Genomic DNA, 21905 nt, shown 5'->3' with positions numbered 1-21905 from the left:
GGAGAAAAGCTATGACGAAAGAACAGTTTGCCGAGGTACTTGCAGCTCAGGGGATTTCTTTGACGGATCGTCAGAAGGAGCAGTTTGATCATTTTTTCCGCCTGCTGGTGGAATGGAATGAGAAGATGAACCTGACCGGGATTACCGAAGAGGGGCAAGTGTACAACAAGCATTTTTATGATTCGATTACGCCAGCTTTTTACTTCCCATTTGACCAGGTGCAATCCGTTGTAGATATCGGTGGGGGCGCAGGCTTTCCAAGCATTCCTTTGAAAATTTGCTTCCCGCATCTGAAAATGACGATCATTGATTCCTTGAACAAGCGTATGAGCTTTTTGCAGCATGTAGCGCAGGAACTGGGTCTGGAGAACGTGAATCCTGTACATGGGCGTGCTGAGGATCGTGGACAAGAAGCGATGTATCGGGAGAAGTTTGATCTCGTAGTGGCACGTGCTGTTGCGAGACTCAATCTGTTATCGGAGTTCTGCCTTCCTTTTGCCAAAGTCGGAGGACACTTCGTCGCTCTGAAGGGCGCGGAGATTACTCCAGAGCTTGCTGAAGCGAAAAAGGCAATCAAGACACTCGGTGGGAAGACGAGAAAGGTCGAGACATTCCAGCTTCTAGAGGAAGCGGGAGAGCGTAACATTGTCATCATGGAAAAAATAGAAGCGACACCGAAAAGCTATCCGCGCAAGGCAGGAGTTCCTGCGAAAAAGCCGTTAGTGTAGGAGTCAGTCATAAGAGAGGGTCGTAGCCACGTGCTGCGGCCTTTTTTCGTATGGAAAGTGCAAATGAAACTGCCCGTTCGTGATGAAATGGAAAGTATGCCTCAAAAGTAGTCTCTCAGGTTTGCTTCTTGGCTCATGGAGTCTACAACTCGGCATATACATAGTACTAGCTCCTTCGAAAGAATGACATCGTATGAGAGGGTGATTAGACTATGCAAGCAGCAGTACTTTCCTCCTTTTTTCCGCCAGAACTCCCGACCATATTGCTTCGGCTCTTTCTTGCTTTTTTAGCAGGTGCCATCATGGGATGGGAGCGAGAGAGATTTATAAAGGATGTGAGTAGGCAAAGAGGTGCTGGTTTTCGAACGTATAGTCTCGTTTGCTTTGGTTCGTGTCTTTTTGGACTAGCTTCTATATACGGTTTTTCTTCGAGTGGCGTAAATCATGATCCGGGGAGGGTAGCTGCACAAGTCGTGACGGGCATGGGATTTTTGGGAGCAGGAGCTATTATTAAATTCAATGGTTCGGTGAAAGGCCTGACGACGGCAGCAGGGATGTGGGTTGCTTCAGCCATTGGTCTAATGTTCAGTGCAGGGATGTATGTCGCTGCGATTGTTGCCGCGATTTTTTCGTACCTGACGTTAGACTTTCATAGACTTTTTCCTCGATTGTTTTCTGTCACCAAGATTTCACATCCTACTGATGAGAGCATTGGAAGTGATGAGAGGCCAAAGCACCGTGACGATCGCGATTTTTATGCCGAAGATCACGATTGATGTTTCACGTGAAACGTTTTTCGCTAGCAGGAATTGGACGAATCTTGCAGAATTACATATATATAAATGAACCTGAAGAAAGCGTGTAGGGAAAGAAGATTAGGTCAAAGGAAATTTTACAAACCGACCGGATGGGCAAGAAGAGTCTGTTAAGCAGTATGTACGATAGGGCTTGTGAAGCTTTTTTAAAAGTAGATGCATGCTGTCTCTAACGATGTAAGAGGAGGACCTATGTTAAAAGAGTAGGACTGGACTCACTTACGACGCCAATATGCCATTTTTCCTTAGCAGCAACAATCAAAGAACAAATTCAATCTGTCATATCCGGACAATGGATGGGCGAGGGATACAAATGTTTCGAGGGAGATTCTGTCGTTGATTGGACAGGACCTTTTTCAGTTTCAAGGACGTATTCAAAAAGCTGTCTTTTCAGCACGGAGAAAGTGGCGAGAAGCTGAAGAAGGAGGAGCGGAATGTAGGGTAGCTACATGAGCACCGGAATTTAGAGGGTGAACGCTAGTTTCGTTGTCGCGCAATCTTTCAGGATTACTTCGTGATCAAAAATGACTTTTTGAACACCTCTTCAAAGACTTTAAAATAGCACGGATGGAACGGGTAGAAGTGGGGGATTTTTCTATGGCAGTTAAAGATTCATTTTCTCGGATTTTTGGCTTGACGGACAAGACAGATAACGAAGAAATCAAACAAATACCAGTTGAGGAGATTGTACCGAATCCATATCAACCTCGTACTGTATTTGATGACGAGAAAATTGATGAGTTGTGTCAAACGATACGAACTCATGGACTCATTCAACCGATTGTCGTACGGGTTCGCGATGGTCGTTATGAATTGATTGCTGGGGAACGACGTTTGCGCGCAACTAGAAAATTGGGCATGGAGAGGATTCCTGCGATTGTCAAAGAGTTTAATGACTCGCAAACAGCCTCTATCGCATTGATTGAGAATTTGCAACGAGAAGGTTTGACAGCCATTGAAGAGGCAGTCGCATATCAAAAGCTGATTGATTTGCACAATTTGACGCAAGAGAGTCTTGCTCAACGTTTAGGCAAAGGACAATCGACAATCGCAAACAAACTGCGCTTGCTCCATTTACCGCAAGAAATTCAAGATGCATTGTTATCCAGACAAGTAACAGAGCGTCATGCTAGGGCTCTGATTCCGTTAAAAGATCCTGAATTACAAAATAAAGTCCTGCTTGAGATTTTGGAGCGGGAATGGAATGTGAAACAGACGGAAGTGCGCGTAAAGCAGCTTCTAGAATTAGCTGAGAACCCTAAATCGGAAAAAGATGCGAAGCCTCGCTGGAAAGCATTTTCAAGGGATACCCGGATTGCGATTAATACCGTTCGGCAATCAATCGATATGGTGATTCAGACGGGCCTACCTGTAGAGACGGCGGAAGAAGACCTTGATGAATTCTATCAATTCACTATTCGTATTCCGAAAAACAAAGAAACAGGGAAATAAATGATGGTAACAAAAATGGCGACAAGGTCGCCTTTCTTTTTGGGCAAATGCTGATTCTTTATAGGAAAATGGGGCTTTCGGCAGTATTTAATTTCCAAAAATAAGCATTTTTCGTAATAAAGCTAGGAAAATCTGCTTTTTCGGGACAAAAATAAGGCTTTTTTGTCTCTCTGTCTAAAAAAAACAGCGTACGACCAAGCTGCAAATCTGATAACATGGAGAGTACCAACCTGTGCATACTTGCAGGTTTGCTCGATAATAAATGAGGATAACTTTGCAGAGACTTTTTCGTCTTATCATGTACAGGCCATGTAAAGGTTACTGAATGGCAGCGAACGAAGGAAAGCGTATAAAAGATCATCGTTTTACAAGAATACGAGCAAATCGTAAATAGACTCGAATGACTAACAAGATGAGGATACAGAAGATGACTTTGAAAGACGTACTGGAGAGTGTACTGGTCAAGCCACAAGCTTTCCTACACGACAAAAAAGAGGTGGAGAAGTTGGGAAAAATCATTGCGGTTGCGAACCAGAAAGGCGGCGTCGGGAAAACGACTACGTCCGTCAATCTAAGTGCTTGTTTGGCCGCATTGGGGAAAAAGGTACTGCTGGTTGATATTGATCCGCAAGGAAATGCAACCAGTGGGATCGGGGTAAATAAGGCAGATGTTAAGTACTGCATTTATGATGTCCTGATCAATGATATCAACCCCGTCGATGCGACTTTGCCAACTGAAATTGAAGGATTAATGATCATTCCTGCCACCATTCAATTGGCAGGTGCGGAAATCGAGCTGGTTCCTACGATTTCTCGTGAGGTTCGTCTGAAAAAGGCGCTGGAAGTTGTCAAGGACAAGTACGATTACGTCATTATCGATTGCCCGCCATCCTTAGGGATTTTGACCGTTAATTCTTTGACAGCATCTGATTCCGTCTTAATTCCAATCCAGTGTGAGTACTATGCGCTAGAGGGATTAAGCCAACTGTTGAACACCATTCGTTTGGTCCAAAAACACTTAAATTCACAGCTTGCCATCGAAGGTGTCGTGCTGACGATGCTCGATGCACGCACGAATCTCGGTTTGCAAGTGATAGAAGAAGTGAAAAAGTATTTTCAGGACAAAGTATACAAGACAATTATTCCTCGAAATGTTCGCTTGAGTGAAGCGCCGTCACACGGACAAGCCATCATTACGTACGATCCACGCTCACGAGGAGCGGAAGTCTATACTGATTTGGCGAAGGAAGTGGTAGGGGTATGAGTAGAGGATTGGGAAAAGGGCTGAATGCGCTTATTACTTCCAATCTCATCGAAGAAGGGGAACAAGTAAAAGAGGTTTCCATCAATGAGATTCGTCCTAACCCTTATCAGCCCCGGAAAGAATTCGAACAATCAGCTATAGATGAGCTGGCACAGTCAATCAAAGAGCATGGGATCATCCAGCCGCTGATTGTTCGGAAAAGCATCAAAGGTTATGAGCTGGTAGCTGGGGAAAGACGATTGCGTGCTGCAAAGGTAGCGGGGTTAAAAGAGGTTCCCGTAGTAGTAAAGGCGTACACAGATCAGCAATTAATGGAGATTGCCCTGATTGAGAACTTGCAACGGGAAAATCTGAATCCACTTGAAGAGGCCGAGGCTTACGACAAGCTGATTTCTCACCATGATTATACGCAAGAACAGCTTGCACAAAAGATAGGGAAGAGTAGACCGCATGTAGCCAACATGCTGCGTTTGCTGCAACTGCCAGAGAAGATTCGAAAAATGGTCTCGGCAGCCGAACTATCCATGGGACATTCGCGTGCTTTGCTAGGCGTAACGGATAAGAAAGTACAACAACAGCTTGCAAATGACGTGGTGGAAAAAGGATTGAGTGTTCGTCAGCTGGAAGAGCTTGTGAAGCAGCTCAATGTTTCACGTGAAACAAAAAAGAAAAAGCCAGCGAAAAACGAGCCAGTTTTGATCGAGATGGAGGAACGGCTACGCAGTCGTTTTGGAACATCGGTCAAGATTAAAAAAGGATCGAAGCGCGGCAAGATCGAAATTGACTTCTATTCACAGGAAGACTTGGAGCGAATCATCGATATGTTGAATATAGAGAAGTAAGTCCAGGAGGTAGTCATGGCGATCATCTATTTGGATAACGCAGCTTCTACATGGCCGAAGCCACCAGCAGTCAAAGAAATGATGGCAGAGGTCATCGAGGATTTTGCTGCAAATCCTGGCCGAGGTGGACATGCACTGGCGATGAAAGCGAGTAAAGCTGTGTTTCGGACACGGGTGAAAGTGTCGCGGTTGTTTGGGATTCAAAACCCGAATAACCTCTTTTTTTATCTCAATGCCACTCAAGCGCTTAATCAGGCGATAAAAGGATTCCTACAAGCAGGCGATCATGTTATTTCTTCGTCTATCGAGCATAATTCGGTAAGACGTCCCATCGAGTACATGCGCAAAAACAACCAAGTAGAGGCTACTTTTGTAGAGCCAAGAGAAGACCATCAATTTTATGTAGAGGATTTTGCCAAGGCAATTACGCCCGCGACACGGTTAATCGTTGTAAGTCATGCTTCTAATCTGACAGGTGTCATCCTGCCTGTAGCCGAGCTGGGGAAACTGGCAAAAGAGCACGGGATTACGTTTTTGGTGGATGCTTCTCAGTCTGCTGGTGTTTTGCCTATAGATGTAGAGGCAATGAATATTGATATGCTTGCTTTTCCTGGGCACAAAGGGCTGTATGGTCCACAGGGTACAGGTGGTTTGTACGTGAGAAGTGATATTGATCTCGAGCCTTTGATTCATGGGGGGACAGGCAGTCAGTCTGAAGCGATCGATCAACCGACAACTCGTCCAGACCGATACGAAAGCGGGACCCTTAATACAGTTGGTTTGGCAGGGCTGCAAGCAGGCGTTGATTTTGTCATGGAAAAAGGTGTGGACAACATTCGTCAGCATGAATGGGAATTGGTGAAGCAAGCGATAGTTGGATTGCAGCAGATCGAGGGTGTACATGTCTACGGACCGGGGATTGAGACCGAACGTGTAGGCGTGGTTGCTTTTAATATCGGAGAGGTGGATGCAGCAGAGGTGTCGTTTATCCTGGATCAACAATACGGGATTGCGACCAGATCGGGTTTTCATTGCACGCCACTGGGTCACCAGACTGCCGGTACCGAACAACGTGGAGCGGTTCGAGCCAGCTTTGGAATTTTCAACTCAGAGAAAGATGTAGAAGCGCTTCATAACGCTGTTCGGGAAATAGCAGCAGCGTTTGTGTAAGGCATCTGTAGGGGGACAGCGCAAGTGATCTTGCTGGGAACATTGGTCAACGCCGGAGCAATCATCTTAGGGGCATTGTTAGGCAGAATGTTGAAGCGAATTCCGGAATCGATGCGACAAACCGTCATGCAAGGAATTGCTCTGGCCGTATTCATATTGGGCATTAAAATGTGCCTGGGTTCGGACAATTTTTTACTCGTGATCATCAGTATTGTGCTAGGAACAGTACTAGGTGAATGGATTGGGATTGAAAAAGGCTTAAACAATCTTGGGCACTGGCTGGAGAGGAAAGTTGGGGGTAGCCAAGGCAGTATCGCTACTGGTTTTATCACGACAACGCTGGTGTACTGTATTGGAGCTATGGCTGTACTGGGTGCATTGGACAGTGGTTTACGCAACAACCATGATGTACTGTTTATGAAAGCATTGCTAGACGGATTCTCTGCGATCATTTTCACCTCGACGTTAGGAATCGGAGTCATCTTTTCGGCAGTGCCCGTGTTTTTATATCAAGGTATGATTGCGTTATTATCTACACGCATTTACAGTGTGGTGAGTGAAACGATGCTAGATGCGATCCTGGTAGAAGTAACGGCAGTAGGTGGCTTAATGATTATTGCCATTGGGTTAAACGTTTTGGAGATCAAAAAGATAAGGGTAGCCAACATGATGCCAGCATTAGTGATCGCAGCAGTGGGAGTTCCCTTTATGGATTGGATTTCAAAGCTGTTTTCATAGTTGGGACAGAGGCTCTTCCTTCGGGAGGAGTCTTTTTTATGAAAATCAACTATCATCGATAAAAATAGCATGCGATAATATGATACAAAAACTTGATTTGCAAGCAAGTATGGATAAGTGGGACGGGACAGTACAGTACGACAGCATGTTTGGGGAGAGAATTACTATGTTGGGTGTGATCGTCAATCCTGTATCCGGGAATGGTACAGGGTTGAAAGTATGGAGGCAAATTGAGCCGACGCTACGACGTCTAGGAGCGCCTTTTCATGTCAGGCTGACATCAGGAGAGGGGGAGGCCGAAAAATTATCAAAAGAGCTGATTCAAAAAGAGGGAGTAAATAAAATCATTGCTGTCGGAGGGGATGGAACCGTCCGAGGCGTGATAAACGGCATATATGAATCGAAACAAGATTGTCGATTTGGATTGGTGCCGGCTGGTTCCGGGAATGATTTTGCTCGCGGACATGGAATTCCGATGAAACCGTTACAGGCATTAGAGCGAATTCTGTCGGAAAAAGGGGAAAAGCGAATCGATCTGATTTTATTGAACGGAAAAGTAGCTGTGAATTCAATCGGGGCCGGATTCGATGCACAGGTAGCAAAGATAACGGATCAAGCTGTGTACAAAGCTTGGCTGAATCGGTACAAGCTAGGAGCACTCGCCTACATTATATCGGTGATTCGCGTCGTATGTACGTATCAGCCACGTGACATTGTACTGAACGTTGATGGTGTTGAGGTTGGTTTAGAGGCTGTCTGGCTAGTTGTCGCTGCCAATATTCCGAATTACGGAGGCGGAATGCTGATCTGTCCCGATGCTATACCGGACGATGGCATTGCGGACATTTGCGTAGTAAGTGGCGTGAGTCGACTCGGATTGTTAGCCGCTTTTCCGAAAATATTCACAGGAGCTCACCGTCATCATCCGGGTGTCCGGTTTTATAGGGGCAAGCAGGTAACGATACAAGCAGCAGGACAGCTGCCTGTCCATGCAGATGGAGAAAGCGTAGCGCCAACGCCGATCAGCGCCCAAGTAATCGAAAAGCGCCTGACGATTTTGGTGTAAAAAAAATAGACCTGTCATCCGTTGAGAGAGAGAACAGATCGAAAAACAAGTTTTCCAAAGAGGGATGGAACCTTTTGCAGAGAAAAACGGTCAATCATATAAGACACTATCGAATCGACTAGGCGTAGAAGCCAGTGTTACGGCTTTTGCCAGTCCGGAAGCTATGATATCTGCCATGTTCATGACGATGGAGAGGCGGGTATTTTGAAGGACAAAATACTCCATGAAGCCTCCTACGTTAACAATCCCGGTAATGTGGAAGGAACCAACAGGAGGCAGCTCTTTTTTTACACCAGCCCCTGGTTTTAGTGGACCATTAATCACATTGATGTTTCCGACGTGGCTAAATTGACCTAAACAGGCATCGACTGCAATGAGTGTAGCTGTCGGATGATTCGTGTGGATGAGCTCTAATTTTTCCTTAAGATTCATGGCGTGTACAGGGTCCTCAAGCGTTCCGTATACTTGCAAAAAACGAGGAGACTGTGCGATGAGCTTGGTTCCTACTAATGGGCCTAGAGCATCACCAGTAGAACGGTCTGTCCCAATACATACAATGACAAGGTCGTCATCGAACCGATTTAAGCGAAAGCGCTGGGCAAGGTGACCGGCGAGATGCTCGTCTGCGTTTTCACTGCGGTATTCCACTTTAAAAGGTGGCAAAGAATAATCCTTGCGATTATCGGATGTACTCATGGAAACCCCCACTCTTGCCGACTTGGCTTAAACCAACCTGTAAAAGGTTATATAAAAGTATTCACAGTATCGTACCGATATGACTTTTTTATACCTGCTAATGGGAAAGTTACGTAGGTTTTGAAAACTCAGCGAGGCTGGCAAGCATGAAAACGAACAGGTAAAATAAGAGGAGACTATGGCAGTTTACGTGAAAAAGATGAGGGGGAGTGAAATGGGAGGAGAGACAGTGCTGATCGCGTTTGATTCCACGCAGCAAGCCTTGCGGGCAGAAATGCTGCTGGAGTACGAAGATATTGAGATCGATACAAGACCTACGCCGAAAGAAATAACGGCAGGCTGTGCCCTTTCCATTGAGTTCCCACTGTCGGATTACTCACGAGCGAAAGCGATCATGATGGAACAACAAGTGGTAATACGAGGATACTTCCGTCAGTTTTTTGGCCAGTATAGCGAGGTCGACGAAAACGGGGAGCAGAAGGAGCGGGAGGAATGAATCAAGCTGGTTTTTTTGAGAGAATGTATGCCCAAGTATATGCGTATGTGACAGATGCCGATATGTGGGTAAATATAGGGATGGCTGTACTGAAAATCGCAGCGATCATCCTGTTATCGCGAATCGTCGTTTCCGTTGTGCAATCAGGTGTAAATAAAGTGTTCCAGCACCGCCATGGAAGCAAGATTCAAATGGATCAACGCCGAGTGGACACGATGCGGGTGCTCGTCAACAATATCGTTCAGTACAGCATTTACTTTTTGGCGATTCTCATGATCTTGCAGCTGTTGGGCATTGATTTGCGCCCTGTTTTGGTAAGCGCAGGGGTACTGGGGCTGGCAGTCGGTTTCGGGGCGCAGAGCCTCGTGCGTGATATCATTACGGGATTCTTCATTATTTTTGAGGACCAATTTGCTGTCGGAGACGTCGTAACGATCAACAATTTGACGGGCACGGTGCAGGAGATTGGTTTGCGCATTACAAAGGTGCGAAGCTGGACGGGTGAGGTACACATCTTTCCAAACGGCACGATTAATCAAGTGACGAACTTTTCTTTGCAAAATACGTTAGCGGTTGTAGACGTATCTGTAGCGTATGAAGAAGATCTAAACCAAGTTGAGTCTGTACTCAAAGAAGTATTGGCATCGGCTCAAACGGAATTGACGGATATCGTAGCTGAGCCACAGATTTTGGGAGTACATGCACTGGGACCTTCCGAAGTTATCATCCGGGTTACGGCTGAATGCAAGCCGAACACGCATCACGGGGTCAATCGAAATTTGCGTGCGAAGATCAGAACGGAATTAACCAACAGAGGCATTCAAATTCCGTATCCAAAAATCGTCGCGGTATCTGGAAAGGGAACAGTGTAGAGAGGAGAAAGAGAAATGGAACGCAAGCAATTTGGACTGGGGGATGTCGTACAGATGAAAAAGCCACATCCATGTGGCACGAATGCGTGGAAAGTCATACGCATGGGCATGGATGTGCGAATCAAATGTACGGGTTGCGATCATAGTGTGATGATTGGACGACTAGAATTTGAACGCAAGCTGAAAAAGATACTGATTCGCGCGGAGGACGAACCGCAAGCATAGACCATATTTCTTTGATCAACCCATCTGTCTTTTTCTACAATGCCTGTAAACGATGAAGCGACGTGCTTATATGCTTCAGGAGACGGCTTTGTCGTTTTAGACGGGAGGGGTTCGATGAAAAAGATGAGTGTTCGATGGTTGCAATGGGTAGTAGTGCTTGTGCTTTTCTTACTTCCTTCACAGGAAGCGTGGGCAAAGTCGGCAAACGAATGGGGAGTGAGAATATCCCCAGCTGACAAATCGGCGGAAATGGCCCCGGATCAAATCATAACACTGACATTTTCGGGGCCAGTTTCGTTAAAAAATGGGCAAGAGCTCTCCGACAAGTCTGGTCTCTCGATCATTTCGCTCACGGATGCGAAAAAAAAGAAGGTTCGTTTTACGGCAAAATGGAACAAAACAGATCGAAGCATGACGATTGATCCGGTAGGAAATCTGGAAGCAGGGGCTTCCTATCGAGTAAGCTTGCTGGCCAAAAAAGTGAAGGATCAGCGAGGCAATTTGAATCCAGAGCTGACCAGCACGTTTCAAACGAAAAAACCTGTGGATAACATCGCTCCACAAGCAGTCATATTACCCGGTCACGGGGCTAAAAATGTAAAGCTCCAGGATAAAGTGACACTCCAGTTTGCAGAAGAGATTGCTTTGGTAGGTGGTGGAGTTCTCTCCAGCAAAACGGCCGGGCCATTAGTTCGTGTGACAGATGAAAAAGGGGCTATCGTTCCGCATACCATTACGTGGAACAAAAGCAAGCGGATGTTGTCTGTGAAGCCAAAAGGAAAATGGCAGCCACATACGAGATATCAGGTAAGCCTCATTGCGGGTTTGGTAAAGGACACAGCGGGTAATCACAATCAAGCGCAGTGGATAACTTTTCAGACCGGGTCGAAATAGTCGAAGCATGCGGGTAAAAAAAAGGATGCAGCCAATATAGGCGCATCCTTTTTTTCCTTTTGTACGATCAAATGTATCTCCCGGTGATGGTACTTAGGTTATGACTGATCATTATCCCTAGGCTGCATTGCCTTGGCTATGATCTATGTGGAATTGGAGAAGGTAAGGCTGCTGAGGATGCAAGCTTACCTTCAGATAGGCTGGATGGCAGCGGAGTAGGTTAGTCGCAGTCGCAACCTACGATAACGAGAAGGATGAACAGAACCAAGATCAGCGCGAAATCGTCGAAGCCGTTAAAGATACCCACTTGCTAACACCTCCTACCGTAGTTTCAATACTCATGCTATGTAGGAACCCACTAGGAGGTATAGGCGGATGCCCCAGTTCCAAGGAAAATAAGTTATTCACAGCATATCCACAGAAAATGTGGACAACTTTTTGCAGGAAAAAGGAGTGTCTGCAGACGTTGAGGGGAATAAAAAGTTGTTAGCAAATACTTATCCACAGATTTATCCACAAAAGTGGATTTTCTCTGGATAAATTGACGATAGTTATTGAATATTTGAAAAATTTTTATTAGTAAGAAGGAATTTGGCAGGTGAAAATATAATTACACACTTATAATTTTGGCAAAAATAGATAGAAGAAAAGGGGCGATTGAGATTTGAAGAAGCAAGTATTTGCATCAGTTACGGCTTTGGCCATTGCATTGTCGACAGTATCCGTACCATTCATTCCTTACAGCGCGCAAGCGGTAGCTCTTGCTGCTGAGAAGCCTTCTTATCAAACTCGCGCTGAGATCCCAGATGCGTACAAGTGGAAGCTGGATCATATTTATCCGACTGTTCAGGAATGGGAAAAGGATGTTGCTAAGGTTGAATCTTTGGCAAACGCTTTCACGAAGCACCAAGGCAAGCTGGGTACATCTTCTGCTGCGATGCAGGCGGCATTCGATGACTATGTTGAATTGATGCGCTTAAATGACAAAGCATACGTGTACGCAAACATGTCTCTCGATGTAAACTCCGCGAATCCTGATCTGCAAAAGCTGGGAGACCGCGCTGAGAAAATGTACACGCTTGTCACGGAAAAAACCTCGTGGGTACAGCCTGAAATCGTTGCGATTCCCGATGACAAAATAAAGAGCTTGCTGTCCGAAAAGGAGCTTGAGCCATACAAGCTGTTTATCGAAGACATGCTGAGAACGAAGCCGTACTCACTCTCTGCGGATATGGAGCAGCTCTTGGCGAAATCGTCTCCGTTGGGCAGTGCACCGACCAATATTTACAGCATGCTGTCCAAAGACGTGAGGTTCCCTAAAATCAAAGATGAGACAGGCAAGGAAGTTCAGTTGACCCGTGCCAATTTCATTTCCTATCTGGAAAGCAAGGATCAAAATGTGCGCAGAGAAGCGTTCAAGGCGTACTATGGTGCACTGATCAATTTCCAAGACTCGTTTGCGTCGACGTTGGCTGCGAAAGTAAAGGGCGATAATTTCTACGCAGCTGTACGCAATTACGATTCTGCGCTGGAAGCAAGCCTGACACCGAACAACGTACCGACGAAGGTGTATGATGAGCTGATTGATACGGTGAATGACAATCTGCCATTGCTGCATCGCTACATTTCTTTGAAAAAGAAAATGCTTGGCGTGAAGGAATTGCACATGTACGACATTTACGTGCCGATCGTTCCATCTGATGACAAATATATTTCCTTCGACGAAGGAAAGAAAATTGTCGTTGATGGGTTGCAGGTAATGGGTGATGACTATGTGAAGGCAATGTCTGAAGGCCTTGATGGCGGCTGGGTAGATGTCTATTCCACTGATGACAAGCGCACGGGTGCTTATCAATGGGGTGCTTATGATACACATCCATACGTACTGTTGAATCACCAAGGTACGCTCGATGATGTGTATACCATCGCCCATGAGATGGGACATGCCATGCAGTCCTATTACACGAACAAAAACCAGCCGTACATTTCGTCCAACTACCCAATCTTCACGGCAGAAGTGGCTTCTACCATGAATGAAACTCTGCTGTTCAAGAGCATGTACGCGAAGGCGAAGACGAAAGAAGAGAAGATGTATCTCTTGAATCACTATCTGGAAAACTTCCGTTCCACGCTGTTCCGTCAGACGCAGTTCGCGGAGTTTGAGAGAGCGATTCACGAGAAGGAGCAAGCTGGGGAATCTCTGAATGCGGAAGCGATCAAGAAGATCTACCTCGACATCAATAAAAAGTACTACGGGAAAGACATGGTTTCTGATGAGGAAATCGGTATGGAATGGGCACGTGTGAGCCATTTCTACAACTATAAATACTACGTCTATCAATACTCGACGAGCTTTGCCGCTGCACAAGCATTAGCAAAGCAAATCATGGATGAAGGTCAACCAGCAGTGGATCGGGTTCGCAAAAACTTCCTCGAAGCGGGTAACTCTGCTCCGCCTATCGAGGTGCTGAAAGCAGCAGGTGTGGACATGTCGACGTCCCAGCCAATCGAGCAAGCGATGGAAATCTTTGAAGAGACATTGAATGAGCTGGAAAAGCTGGTAAACGAGAAGTAAAGAAACGAATAATGCAAAACAAGCAGGCTCCCTTCCATTCAGGATAGGAGCCTGTTTTTTCGTGTATGTATCAATAGGCAATGCCGACACGCGCTCGTACGTATTCAGAGGAGGAAAGCTGTTGATACGTAAACTCCGCCGTATCGGGCACGGAAATTTGCATCCCATCTACAGGCAACTGGTGAGCCTCAACCCGGTAAGTGCCTGTATACTCGCCATCGGGCAAATACGTCGGACATACAATAGTCCAATCGAGTTCGGACTGTTCCAAGAGCGAGTATGCCTTGTGATGTTCCTCGGCAGCACGCGTCAATTTTTGTCTGGACTCACTGGATTGATAGCGGAGCAGGTCAGGAGAAACTCTGCTTTGCAAGATGCCAGCGGTGCCCACGGTAATAATGCGTGAAACGCCTTCTTGTTTCATTGCTTCAATAATATAGGGAGTTCCTTCGGATAACGTCGTCGCTTTATCTGTCCCGAGCGCGCTAATGACCGCGTCAACTCCATGCATGGCGGATGCAACATCTTTTTGATCGAGAACATTTCCGGTCAGGACACGCACATTTTCAGCAGCCAGATGAGGGAGCTTGTCTGCCGAGCGAACGAGAACGGTTATTTCATGCCCATCTTTTAATGCATAGTCTAGGATATGGCTTCCTACGCGACCAGTGGCACCAAGAAGTAAGAGCTTCATTTTTGTAGTCACCTCGTTACCTTTCCTTTTACCGTAGCAAACAGATTCTGTTTGTCTAGTCTAGCATTTCTTTTTTTGTCCCACCACCTGAAGCTATGATGAGCACAGGGGGAGACAAGTGAAATAAAGCTTCCACAAGGAGACAATTGTAATCTGAAAACCAAATCTATATACTTAAAAGGATATCAGGATGATGATAAGGGAGTGTATATAGATGGGTGCATCATGCGGGATTGTAGGTCTTCCTAACGTAGGAAAATCGACATTGTTTAATGCCATTACACAAGCGGGCGCTGAATCGGCTAACTACCCGTTCTGTACGATTGACCCGAACGTAGGGATCGTAGAGGTGCCAGACGAGCGTCTGGAAAAGCTGACACAGATCGTTGTACCGAACAAGGTAGTTCCAACTGCGTTTGAATTCGTAGACATTGCTGGTTTGGTAAAAGGCGCGAGCAGAGGCGAAGGACTTGGCAACCAGTTCCTTGGACACATCCGTGAAGTAGACGCGATTGCCCATGTTGTACGTTGCTTTGAAGATGAGAACATCACTCACGTAGCAGGTCGTGTCGATCCTTTGAGCGATATCGAAACAATCAACCTGGAGCTGATTTTTGCTGACCTGGACTCTGTTGATCGTCGTATTGACCGCATTGCACGCAAAGTGAAATCCGGCGACAAGGAATCCAAGCAAGAGCTGGACGTACTGGAGAAATTGAAAGCAGCATTTGAAGAGGGTCAATCTGCTCGCAGTGTTGAACTCGATGATGAAGAGCGCAAATGGATTCGCGATTTGCATCTGCTGACAATCAAGCCAATGCTGTACGTGTGCAACGTAGCGGAAGACGGCATTAACGATGCAGACAACAACCCGCATGTGCAGACAGTTCGTCAGCATGCAGCGAATGAAGGCGCAGAAGTGGTTGTCATCAGCGCGAAAGTAGAAGCAGAAATCGCTGAGCTCGAGGGCGAGGACAAAGAAATGTTCTTGGAAGAGCTGGGACTTTCTGAGTCTGGTCTCGACCGTTTGATTCGTGCTGCTTACAAGCTGCTGGGGTTGGTAACATACTTCACAGCTGGTGTACAAGAAGTGCGCGCTTGGACCATCCGTCAGGGGACAAAGGCTCCAGGAGCGGCAGGCGTAATTCATACCGATTTCGAGCGCGGCTTCATTCGTGCGGAAGTGATTGCTTATGATGATCTGGTAGATGCTGGTTCTGTAGCAGCAGCCAGAGATCGCGGGAAGTACCGTCTTGAAGGGAAAGAGTACGTAGTGGCAGATGGAGATGTTATGCATTTCCGCTTCAACGTTTAGAACGAAATTCTTGATTCGGTATAGGCGTTTTGCTATAATACGATAATGCGAGTATTTATGGAGTGCATGTATTGTGCGTTTCGTTTTTAGCACTCGCTCCTTGCCCGTTTAGGGCCGCAAAGTCCATAAGGAGGTGAAAAGGTATGCGTCAATACGAAGTGATGTATGTATTGCGTCCAGACCTTGAAGAAGAGAAAGTAAAATCCAATGTAGCTCGTTACAGCGAAGTTGTAACTAACTATGGTGGAGAAATCTCCAAGCTTCAAGAAATGGGTAAACGTCGTCTTGCGTACGAAATCAACAAGTTCCGTGAAGGTTACTACGTTTTGATGAACTTCAAAGCGAACTCCGATGCTGTTGCGGAAGCTGAGCGTCTGATGAAAATCAATGACGACGTAATCCGCTTTATGTTTGTTCGTGATGAGAAGTAATCATTGTCGCGTTCAGAGGGGGAACCAAGATGAATAAAGTCATTCTCATCGGCAACCTGACGAAAGATCCAGAACTTCGCTACACGCCAAATGGCGTTGCCGTTGCTACTTTTACTGTGGCCGTGAATCGTCCCCGCACCAATCAAGCGGGTGAGAGAGAAACGGATTTCATTAATATTGTCGCTTGGCAAAAACTTGCCGATCTGTGCGCAAGCTACTTGCGTAAAGGTAGACAAGCAGCTATTGAAGGACGTATGCAAACACGCTCCTACGATAATAAAGAAGGTAAAAGAGTGTATGTGACGGAAGTTGTTGCGGAGAACGTTCAATTTTTGGGCGGTCGAGGCAATGAAGCTGGCGGAGACAATTCCGGATACGATCCAGGCCCTGGCATGGGTGGCGGTAACAAACCATCCGGTCAAAGAAACAATGACTACGATCCGTTTGGTGATCCCTTCGCGAGTGCAGGCAAGCCGATCAACATTTCAGATGATGACTTGCCGTTCTAAGATCGTATAACTTTCACATTCCTACGAAGGAGGGACTATCATGGCACGCAAAGGACGTCCTAATAAGCGTCGTAAAGTATGCTTCTTTAAAGTGAACAAAATCAAGCACATCGATTATAAAGATGTTGATTTGCTGAAAAAGTTCATCAGCGAACGCGGCAAAATCTTGCCACGTCGTGTAACTGGTACTTCTGCGAAGTATCAACGTGCACTGACTATCGCGATCAAACGCGCTCGTCAAGTAGCACTGTTGCCTTACACGGCTGAATAATTTTTAAAAGCTATAAAAAGGGGGGCACAATTGCGTGGCCCTCTTTTTTCCATAGTTTTTGTACATGAGACATGAATAATGAGGTGCTGACATGCCGTCCAAAACGAAACACTTGGCTGAAAACGCCCTTATGCTGGGTATCGCACTGGTGCTGCTGTTTCTCAGTACATATACGGTACTGGGAGGGCTCGTCAGTTTCTTGATACCGCTGCCTTTTATCCTTTTGGCAGTAAATCGCACAGTACCTAAAATGGTGTGGATCTCTCTTGCCTTTACGTTTCTTGGCTGGATCATTACCGGCCCATTCGCAGCAACACTTGCTTTTTCTAGTGCCGTTTGGGGCTCGGTGATGGGAATCGTCTATACGAAAAAAGGAGCGGCTCTTCCGGCGATTGTGGCAGGGGCAGGCGTTGCCTTTTTGAGTGTCGTTTCCATGCTGGCATTTATGGCATTCGGAATGAACGTTGATTTTAATGCCATCTTGCAAGAAGTGGAAAAGCAGCGTCCGGCAATGATGCCAAAAGAGCAGTTTGATCAGTTCCTTGCACAGGGCAAAATCGTCTTGCCTACAAGTCTCGTCATGTTCAGCTTTTTATCTAGCGCCATTATTCATGGATTAGCGAGTTTGATTGGAAGACGTCTGCGCAGACCGATTCCAGCATTGAAGCCAATTCGGGAATGGAGCTTCCCTCGATCATTGCTTTATTACTACTTCATTGCGATGATCAGTCTTTTGTTGTTTGCCGAGAGCATGCAGGGTACGTTCTGGGAAATCGCCCTGATGAACCTGAAAGTCATGCTGGATGCTATTTTCGTCTTACAGGGCTTGAGTTTTTGTCTATTTGCTGCCTATTTGTACGGGTGGAAGAGATTGACTCCTGTGCTCTGTCTATTTATTTTTACCCCCCTAAGTATTATACTTAGTTTAGTAGGGATATTTGACCTAGGAATGCGCTTGCGTGAAAAACTGGAAACAAGAGTGAAGAGGGGCTGAGGAAATGCCCAAGTTCCTGTTAAAGCGTTGGTACGGGATGCACATGGTCCTGGCACTCAGCTTTAGCTTGCTGTTGTTGGGGATTTTGACCTTGTTCCATTGGATGTACGGGGCGATCGGCATGATTTGCTTGATTGGCTTGGTTCTTTACGCTCTTCAAGCAGAAAAGGGGTTCCAACGAGACTTGCGCCTGTACTTGGCGACGGTCACCCATCGCGTGAAGAAGGCGGGAGAAGGCGTTATCCAGGAACTGCCGATCGGAATTCTTTTATACAACGAGGAAAAGGCAATTGAGTGGGTAAACCCGTATATGACGCATATGTCCGGGGATGAATCCATGATCGGGAAAAGCCTTCAAGAGGTATTCCCCCAACTGGTTTGGAAGCCGGAGCAAAAACGGCTGGAGTTTATTTATAACGAGCGGGTATACGAGGTCATTGTGCGGTCTGATGAGCGCCTTTTGTATTTCAAGGACATTACGGACTTCAAAGAATTGACGACTCGTTACCATCGAGAAAAGGCTGCACTTGCCATCATTCACCTCGACAATTTGGACGAGGTTGGACAAGTCATGGATGATCAGAGCCGTACGCTGCTCTCTACAAGCGTGGCTGGTGTGATTACAGAGTGGGCCAACAAACATGGCATATATCTTCGCCGAATCACGGCCGACAAGTTTTTGGCTCTGATGGAACGGGAAGCACTTGATAAATTGGAAGAATCGCGATTTGACATTCTCGATGTAGTACGGGAAATGACGGCTGACAACAAAATTCCGATTACGCTCAGTATCGGGGTTGGAGCGGCTGCTAGCACTTACATTGAGCTGGGACAAATGGCACAATCAAGCTTGGATATCGCATTAGGGCGCGGTGGCGACCAGTGCGCTGTCAAAATTGGCAACAAGCTCACTTTCTACGGTGGGAAATCGAATGCGGTGGAAAAGCGGACACGTGTCCGGGCTCGTGTTATTGCACATGCTTTGCGTGATCTCATTCATGAAGCGGAGCACGTCATTGTCATGGGGCATAAACAGCCTGACATGGATTCCATCGGGGCATCACTTGGTGTATTGAAGGCTGTGCAGCTGCACAACAAAACGGCTTATATCGTCATGGACGAAGGCAATCATTCTGTCGAGCGTCTGATGAAAGAGATTTATGCCAATGAAGAGTTGGCTGAGACCTTTATCACGCCAGAACAGGCAATCCGACTCATCTCCGGCCGCACATTGCTGGTAGTCGTCGATACGCATCGACCATCGCTGGTGATTGAGCCGAAGCTGTTGACGGAAACGAGCCGAATTGTGGTGATTGACCACCATCGACGTTCGGAGGAGTTCATTGAGCCAGTACTCTTGTACTTGGAACCGTATGCTTCTTCGACGGCCGAGCTTGTCACGGAGCTCTTGCAGTATCAGAGCGAGCGATTGAATATCGACAATCTGATTGCAACGGCACTGTTAGCAGGGATTGTGGTGGATACCAAAAGCTTTGCCTTCCGCACAGGTTCGCGGACCTTTGAAGCGGCGTCTTTCCTTCGCCGTAACGGGGCCGATACCGCGGCTGTCCAGCGTCTGTTGAAGGAAGATCTGGGACAGTATGTGAAGCGGGCAAAAATCATTATGAACACGGAGACGTACCGTGACAACATGGCGATTGCCATAGGCGACCCGTCCGAGGATTACACGCAGGTACAGGTGGCGCAAGCTGCTGAGCAGCTACTCACTCTGTCAGGTATCCAGGCGTCGTTTGTTGTGGCAGAGCGATCCGACGATACGATCTTGATCAGTGGACGTTCTCTGGGCGACATCAATGTTCAGTCCATTATGGAACTGCTGGGTGGAGGCGGTCACCTTACTGGTGCTGCGACACAAATTCAAGGCATATCAATTAAAGAAGCTACACGTCGTTTGAAAGAAGCGATTGACTCGGTCGTATAGGCCAAAATATAAAGGGGGAAACGATGATGAAAGTCATTTTTCTTCAAGATGTAAAAGGCCAAGGGAAAAAAGGCGAAATCAAGGATTTGTCAGAGGGCTATGTACGCAACTTCTTGTTGCCAAAGAAACTGGTAAAAGAAGCGACAGATAGCAACGTGAAAACGCTCGACGCTCAAAAGCGCAGCGAAGATAAGCGCAAGGAGCAAGAAAAGCTGGATGCTCAGGAGCTCGGCAAAAAGCTGGAAGAGCTGACAGTGAAAGTAGCAGGAAAAGCAGGCGAAGGTGGTCGCTTGTTCGGTGCCATTTCCAGCAAACAAGTAGCGCAAGCGCTGGAAGATCAGTTTAAAATCAAAGTAGACAAGCGTAAGCTCGAAATGGATGCCATCCGTGCTTTGGGCGTGACGCAAATCAAAGTGAAACTGCACAACGAAGTAACCGTGACGCTGAAAGTACACGTTGTGGAAGAATAATGTCTCAATTGTGGGGGGTGTGACGTGAGCGACCTGTTTTTGGATCGTGTGCCGCCACAGAACAAGGAAGCGGAACAATCGGTACTGGGTGCCGTGTTCTTGTCTAAGGAAGCTTTAATCACGGCCATTGAGATTCTCCGTCCGGAGGATTTTTACAAGACAGCGCATCAGCGCATCTTTCAAACGATGGTGGACCTGTATGAAAAAGGCGAACCTGTCGATCTGGTTACTGTTACAGCAGATCTTCAGGACCACAAGCTGCTGGATGAAGTCGGCGGCGTTACGTATCTCACGGAAATCGCCAGCTCAGTTCCAACGGCTGCCAACATCGAATACTACGCAAAAATTGTAGAAGAAAAATCGCTGCTTCGGCGATTGATTCATACAGCTACCAAGATTGCCAATGACGGATACTCCCGTGAAGATGATGTCACGCAGATCATCGCGGATGCGGAGAAGTACATCATGGAGATCGGTCAAAATCGCAACAGTGGCGGTTTTACACCGATTCGGGATGCCCTTCTGGAAACGTACGAGCGGATTGAGTTTTTGAGTCAGCGACGCGGTGATATTACGGGGATTTCTACGGGATATACCGATTTGGACAAGATGACAGCTGGATTGCAGCGCAGTGACCTGATTATCCTGGCAGCCCGTCCTTCCGTAGGGAAGACGGCTTTTGCCTTGAATCTCGCGCAAAACGTAGCAGCCCGTGCAGGTGAGACCGTAGCTATCTTCTCCTTGGAGATGGGTGCTTCTCAGCTGGTTCAGCGTATGATTTGTGCAGAGGGCAATCTGGATGCGTCCCGGATGCGTTCCGGTACACTGGAGGAAGACGATTGGCAAAAGCTGACAATGGCAATCGGTACGCTGGCGAAAGCGCCGATTTACATCGACGATTCACCCGGGGTTACGGTACAGGACATTCGGGCGAAATGTCGTCGTCTTCAAACCGAGAAGGGCTTGGGCCTGATCCTGATCGATTACCTTCAGCTGATTCATGGACGAGGCAAAGGAGATAACCGTCAGCAGGAAGTATCTGAGATCTCTCGTACGCTAAAAGGGATCGCGCGTGAGCTGAACGTGCCGGTTATCGCTTTGTCGCAGTTGAGCCGTGGTGTAGAGCAACGGCAGGACAAGCGACCGATGATGTCCGATATCCGTGAGTCCGGGTCGATTGAGCAGGATGCCGATATCGTTGCCTTCTTGTACCGTGATGACTACTATGACAAGGAAACAGAAAACAAGAATGTCATCGAAGTCATTATCGCCAAACAGCGTAACGGCCCGACCGGAACGGTGGAGTTGGCGTTCCTGAAAGAATTCAACAAATTCGTCAACTTGGATCATCGCTTTCGAAATCAAGCAGGTTAATAGTTGGAATGGAAGAAAAGCCGGAGAAATTCCGGCTTTTTTTTCTATATTGAATTGCCGAACATATTAAGT

The 21905-nt window shown here is 46.7% G+C and carries 25 protein-coding genes; 21 read left to right on the top strand and 4 right to left on the bottom strand.

Annotated features, from left to right (window positions below):
• Positions 1–11: 11 nt before the first annotated feature.
• The 3 genes from rsmG (at position 12) to noc (ending at position 2995) form a co-directional block, all read left to right on the top strand.
• Positions 12–728: a 16S rRNA (guanine(527)-N(7))-methyltransferase RsmG gene (rsmG, locus tag FB479_RS25700; protein ID WP_106656928.1), complete on the top strand. Its 717-nt coding sequence runs from the start codon at positions 12–14 to the stop codon at positions 726–728.
• 212 nt (positions 729–940) lie between these two features.
• Positions 941–1504, top strand: coding sequence for an MgtC/SapB family protein (locus FB479_RS25695; protein WP_142067197.1), 564 nt, complete (start codon positions 941–943; stop codon positions 1502–1504).
• Between the two features lie 636 nt (positions 1505–2140).
• On the top strand, positions 2141–2995 hold the full coding sequence (gene noc, locus FB479_RS25685) for a nucleoid occlusion protein (RefSeq protein WP_106656926.1): 855 nt from the start codon (positions 2141–2143) through the stop codon (positions 2993–2995).
• Between the two features lie 58 nt (positions 2996–3053).
• Here noc and FB479_RS30655 read toward each other — a convergent pair whose 3' ends face one another.
• Positions 3054–3212, bottom strand: coding sequence for a hypothetical protein (locus FB479_RS30655; RefSeq protein ID WP_164724563.1), 159 nt, complete (start codon positions 3210–3212; stop codon positions 3054–3056).
• 288 nt (positions 3213–3500) lie between these two features.
• Between FB479_RS30655 and FB479_RS25680 the strand changes: the two genes are divergently transcribed.
• From FB479_RS25680 to FB479_RS25660, 5 genes are all read left to right on the top strand, one after another.
• Positions 3501–4259, top strand: a complete 759-nt coding sequence (locus FB479_RS25680; RefSeq protein ID WP_015894094.1) for a ParA family protein — start codon at positions 3501–3503, stop codon at positions 4257–4259.
• Positions 4256–5101, top strand: a complete 846-nt coding sequence (locus FB479_RS25675; RefSeq protein ID WP_142067196.1) for a ParB/RepB/Spo0J family partition protein — start codon at positions 4256–4258, stop codon at positions 5099–5101. The genes FB479_RS25680 and FB479_RS25675 overlap by 4 nt, the downstream gene beginning before the upstream one ends.
• A 15-nt stretch (positions 5102–5116) precedes the next feature.
• Positions 5117–6271, top strand: a complete 1155-nt coding sequence (locus FB479_RS25670; protein WP_142067195.1) for an aminotransferase class V-fold PLP-dependent enzyme — start codon at positions 5117–5119, stop codon at positions 6269–6271.
• Positions 6272–6295: 24 nt separating this feature from the next.
• Complete coding sequence (locus FB479_RS25665) at positions 6296–7009, top strand: DUF554 domain-containing protein (RefSeq protein ID WP_106656923.1); 714 nt, start codon at positions 6296–6298, stop codon at positions 7007–7009.
• 166 nt (positions 7010–7175) lie between these two features.
• Complete coding sequence (locus FB479_RS25660) at positions 7176–8075, top strand: diacylglycerol/lipid kinase family protein (RefSeq protein ID WP_142067202.1); 900 nt, start codon at positions 7176–7178, stop codon at positions 8073–8075.
• 90 nt (positions 8076–8165) lie between these two features.
• On the opposite strand, the gene yyaC is transcribed toward FB479_RS25660, so the two are convergent.
• Positions 8166–8771: a spore protease YyaC gene (gene yyaC / locus FB479_RS25655; RefSeq protein WP_106656921.1), complete on the bottom strand. Its 606-nt coding sequence runs from the start codon at positions 8769–8771 to the stop codon at positions 8166–8168.
• 214 nt (positions 8772–8985) lie between these two features.
• On the opposite strand from yyaC, the gene FB479_RS25650 reads away from it, so the two are divergent.
• The 4 genes from FB479_RS25650 (at position 8986) to FB479_RS25635 (ending at position 11258) form a co-directional block, all read left to right on the top strand.
• Positions 8986–9267, top strand: coding sequence for a putative Se/S carrier protein (locus tag FB479_RS25650; protein WP_026042915.1), 282 nt, complete (start codon positions 8986–8988; stop codon positions 9265–9267).
• The gene (locus FB479_RS25645) at positions 9264–10139 is read left to right on the top strand and encodes a mechanosensitive ion channel family protein (RefSeq protein ID WP_047070282.1); all 876 of its coding nucleotides are present in this window, start codon (positions 9264–9266) and stop codon (positions 10137–10139) included. Before FB479_RS25650 ends, FB479_RS25645 begins: the two co-directional genes overlap by 4 nt.
• A 15-nt stretch (positions 10140–10154) precedes the next feature.
• Positions 10155–10364: a DUF951 domain-containing protein gene (locus FB479_RS25640; RefSeq protein ID WP_142067194.1), complete on the top strand. Its 210-nt coding sequence runs from the start codon at positions 10155–10157 to the stop codon at positions 10362–10364.
• A 114-nt stretch (positions 10365–10478) separates the two neighbouring features.
• Positions 10479–11258 carry an Ig-like domain-containing domain gene (locus FB479_RS25635; RefSeq protein WP_142067193.1) on the top strand — a complete coding sequence of 260 codons (780 nt, stop codon included), beginning with the start codon at positions 10479–10481 and terminating at the stop codon, positions 11256–11258.
• A 220-nt stretch (positions 11259–11478) separates the two neighbouring features.
• Here the strand turns inward: FB479_RS25635 and FB479_RS25630 are convergent, their stop codons facing one another.
• Positions 11479–11565 carry a YjcZ family sporulation protein gene (locus FB479_RS25630; RefSeq protein WP_017246824.1) on the bottom strand — a complete coding sequence of 29 codons (87 nt, stop codon included), beginning with the start codon at positions 11563–11565 and terminating at the stop codon, positions 11479–11481.
• 357 nt (positions 11566–11922) lie between these two features.
• Here FB479_RS25630 and pepF point away from each other — a divergent pair, with 357 nt between their 5' ends.
• Positions 11923–13833: an oligoendopeptidase F gene (gene pepF, locus FB479_RS25625; RefSeq protein WP_142067192.1), complete on the top strand. Its 1911-nt coding sequence runs from the start codon at positions 11923–11925 to the stop codon at positions 13831–13833.
• Between the two features lie 70 nt (positions 13834–13903).
• Here pepF and FB479_RS25620 read toward each other — a convergent pair whose 3' ends face one another.
• On the bottom strand, positions 13904–14527 hold the full coding sequence (locus FB479_RS25620) for an NAD(P)-dependent oxidoreductase (RefSeq protein ID WP_106656918.1): 624 nt from the start codon (positions 14525–14527) through the stop codon (positions 13904–13906).
• 214 nt (positions 14528–14741) lie between these two features.
• Between FB479_RS25620 and ychF the strand changes: the two genes are divergently transcribed.
• The 8 genes from ychF (at position 14742) to dnaB (ending at position 21833) form a co-directional block, all read left to right on the top strand.
• Positions 14742–15842 carry a redox-regulated ATPase YchF gene (ychF, locus tag FB479_RS25615; RefSeq protein ID WP_142067191.1) on the top strand — a complete coding sequence of 367 codons (1101 nt, stop codon included), beginning with the start codon at positions 14742–14744 and terminating at the stop codon, positions 15840–15842.
• Between the two features lie 143 nt (positions 15843–15985).
• Positions 15986–16273 (top strand): 30S ribosomal protein S6, encoded by a 288-nt coding sequence (gene rpsF / locus FB479_RS25610; RefSeq protein ID WP_047070274.1) that lies wholly within the window; start codon positions 15986–15988, stop codon positions 16271–16273.
• Positions 16274–16302: 29 nt separating this feature from the next.
• On the top strand, positions 16303–16782 hold the full coding sequence (locus FB479_RS25605) for a single-stranded DNA-binding protein (RefSeq protein WP_047070273.1): 480 nt from the start codon (positions 16303–16305) through the stop codon (positions 16780–16782).
• 40 nt (positions 16783–16822) lie between these two features.
• Positions 16823–17053, top strand: coding sequence for a 30S ribosomal protein S18 (gene rpsR, locus FB479_RS25600; protein ID WP_005831740.1), 231 nt, complete (start codon positions 16823–16825; stop codon positions 17051–17053).
• A gap of 91 nt (positions 17054–17144) precedes the next feature.
• Positions 17145–18047: a DUF2232 domain-containing protein gene (locus tag FB479_RS25595; protein WP_106656848.1), complete on the top strand. Its 903-nt coding sequence runs from the start codon at positions 17145–17147 to the stop codon at positions 18045–18047.
• Between the two features lie 4 nt (positions 18048–18051).
• Positions 18052–19989, top strand: coding sequence for a DHH family phosphoesterase (locus FB479_RS25590; protein ID WP_142067190.1), 1938 nt, complete (start codon positions 18052–18054; stop codon positions 19987–19989).
• Positions 19990–20015: 26 nt separating this feature from the next.
• Positions 20016–20459, top strand: a complete 444-nt coding sequence (gene rplI / locus FB479_RS25585; protein WP_047070270.1) for a 50S ribosomal protein L9 — start codon at positions 20016–20018, stop codon at positions 20457–20459.
• 24 nt (positions 20460–20483) lie between these two features.
• Entirely contained in the window at positions 20484–21833 is a 1350-nt protein-coding gene (gene dnaB / locus FB479_RS25580) for a replicative DNA helicase (RefSeq protein WP_047070269.1), read from the top strand.
• The last annotated feature ends 72 nt before the right edge of the window (positions 21834–21905 follow it).

Source organism: Brevibacillus sp. AG162, assembly GCF_006715575.1.
GTDB classification, from domain to species: Bacteria; Bacillota; Bacilli; order Brevibacillales; family Brevibacillaceae; genus Brevibacillus; species Brevibacillus brevis.
Note: the sequence above shows the minus strand (reverse complement) of the source record. Positions and strands in the feature narration are given on the sequence as shown.

Excerpts from the sequence above, each read along its gene's own strand:
- FB479_RS25670 (WP_142067195.1), top strand. The coding sequence starts at position 5,117 with ATGGCGATCATCTATTTGGATAACGCAGCTTCTACATGGCCGAAGCCA.
- FB479_RS25650 (WP_026042915.1), top strand. The coding sequence starts at position 8,986 with ATGGGAGGAGAGACAGTGCTGATCGCGTTTGATTCCACGCAGCAAGCC.
- rpsF (WP_047070274.1), top strand. The coding sequence starts at position 15,986 with ATGCGTCAATACGAAGTGATGTATGTATTGCGTCCAGACCTTGAAGAA.
- FB479_RS25675 (WP_142067196.1), top strand. The coding sequence starts at position 4,256 with ATGAGTAGAGGATTGGGAAAAGGGCTGAATGCGCTTATTACTTCCAAT.
- FB479_RS25695 (WP_142067197.1), top strand. The coding sequence starts at position 941 with ATGCAAGCAGCAGTACTTTCCTCCTTTTTTCCGCCAGAACTCCCGACC.
- rplI (WP_047070270.1), top strand. The coding sequence starts at position 20,016 with ATGAAAGTCATTTTTCTTCAAGATGTAAAAGGCCAAGGGAAAAAAGGC.
- yyaC (WP_106656921.1), bottom strand. The coding sequence starts at position 8,771 with ATGAGTACATCCGATAATCGCAAGGATTATTCTTTGCCACCTTTTAAA.
- FB479_RS25640 (WP_142067194.1), top strand. The coding sequence starts at position 10,155 with ATGGAACGCAAGCAATTTGGACTGGGGGATGTCGTACAGATGAAAAAG.
- rpsR (WP_005831740.1), top strand. The coding sequence starts at position 16,823 with ATGGCACGCAAAGGACGTCCTAATAAGCGTCGTAAAGTATGCTTCTTT.
- noc (WP_106656926.1), top strand. The coding sequence starts at position 2,141 with ATGGCAGTTAAAGATTCATTTTCTCGGATTTTTGGCTTGACGGACAAG.
- FB479_RS25620 (WP_106656918.1), bottom strand. The coding sequence starts at position 14,527 with ATGAAGCTCTTACTTCTTGGTGCCACTGGTCGCGTAGGAAGCCATATC.
- ychF (WP_142067191.1), top strand. The coding sequence starts at position 14,742 with ATGGGTGCATCATGCGGGATTGTAGGTCTTCCTAACGTAGGAAAATCG.
- FB479_RS25645 (WP_047070282.1), top strand. The coding sequence starts at position 9,264 with ATGAATCAAGCTGGTTTTTTTGAGAGAATGTATGCCCAAGTATATGCG.
- FB479_RS30655 (WP_164724563.1), bottom strand. The coding sequence starts at position 3,212 with ATGTTATCAGATTTGCAGCTTGGTCGTACGCTGTTTTTTTTAGACAGA.
- FB479_RS25635 (WP_142067193.1), top strand. The coding sequence starts at position 10,479 with ATGAAAAAGATGAGTGTTCGATGGTTGCAATGGGTAGTAGTGCTTGTG.
- FB479_RS25605 (WP_047070273.1), top strand. The coding sequence starts at position 16,303 with ATGAATAAAGTCATTCTCATCGGCAACCTGACGAAAGATCCAGAACTT.
- FB479_RS25660 (WP_142067202.1), top strand. The coding sequence starts at position 7,176 with ATGTTGGGTGTGATCGTCAATCCTGTATCCGGGAATGGTACAGGGTTG.
- rsmG (WP_106656928.1), top strand. The coding sequence starts at position 12 with ATGACGAAAGAACAGTTTGCCGAGGTACTTGCAGCTCAGGGGATTTCT.
- FB479_RS25590 (WP_142067190.1), top strand. The coding sequence starts at position 18,052 with ATGCCCAAGTTCCTGTTAAAGCGTTGGTACGGGATGCACATGGTCCTG.
- FB479_RS25595 (WP_106656848.1), top strand. The coding sequence starts at position 17,145 with ATGCCGTCCAAAACGAAACACTTGGCTGAAAACGCCCTTATGCTGGGT.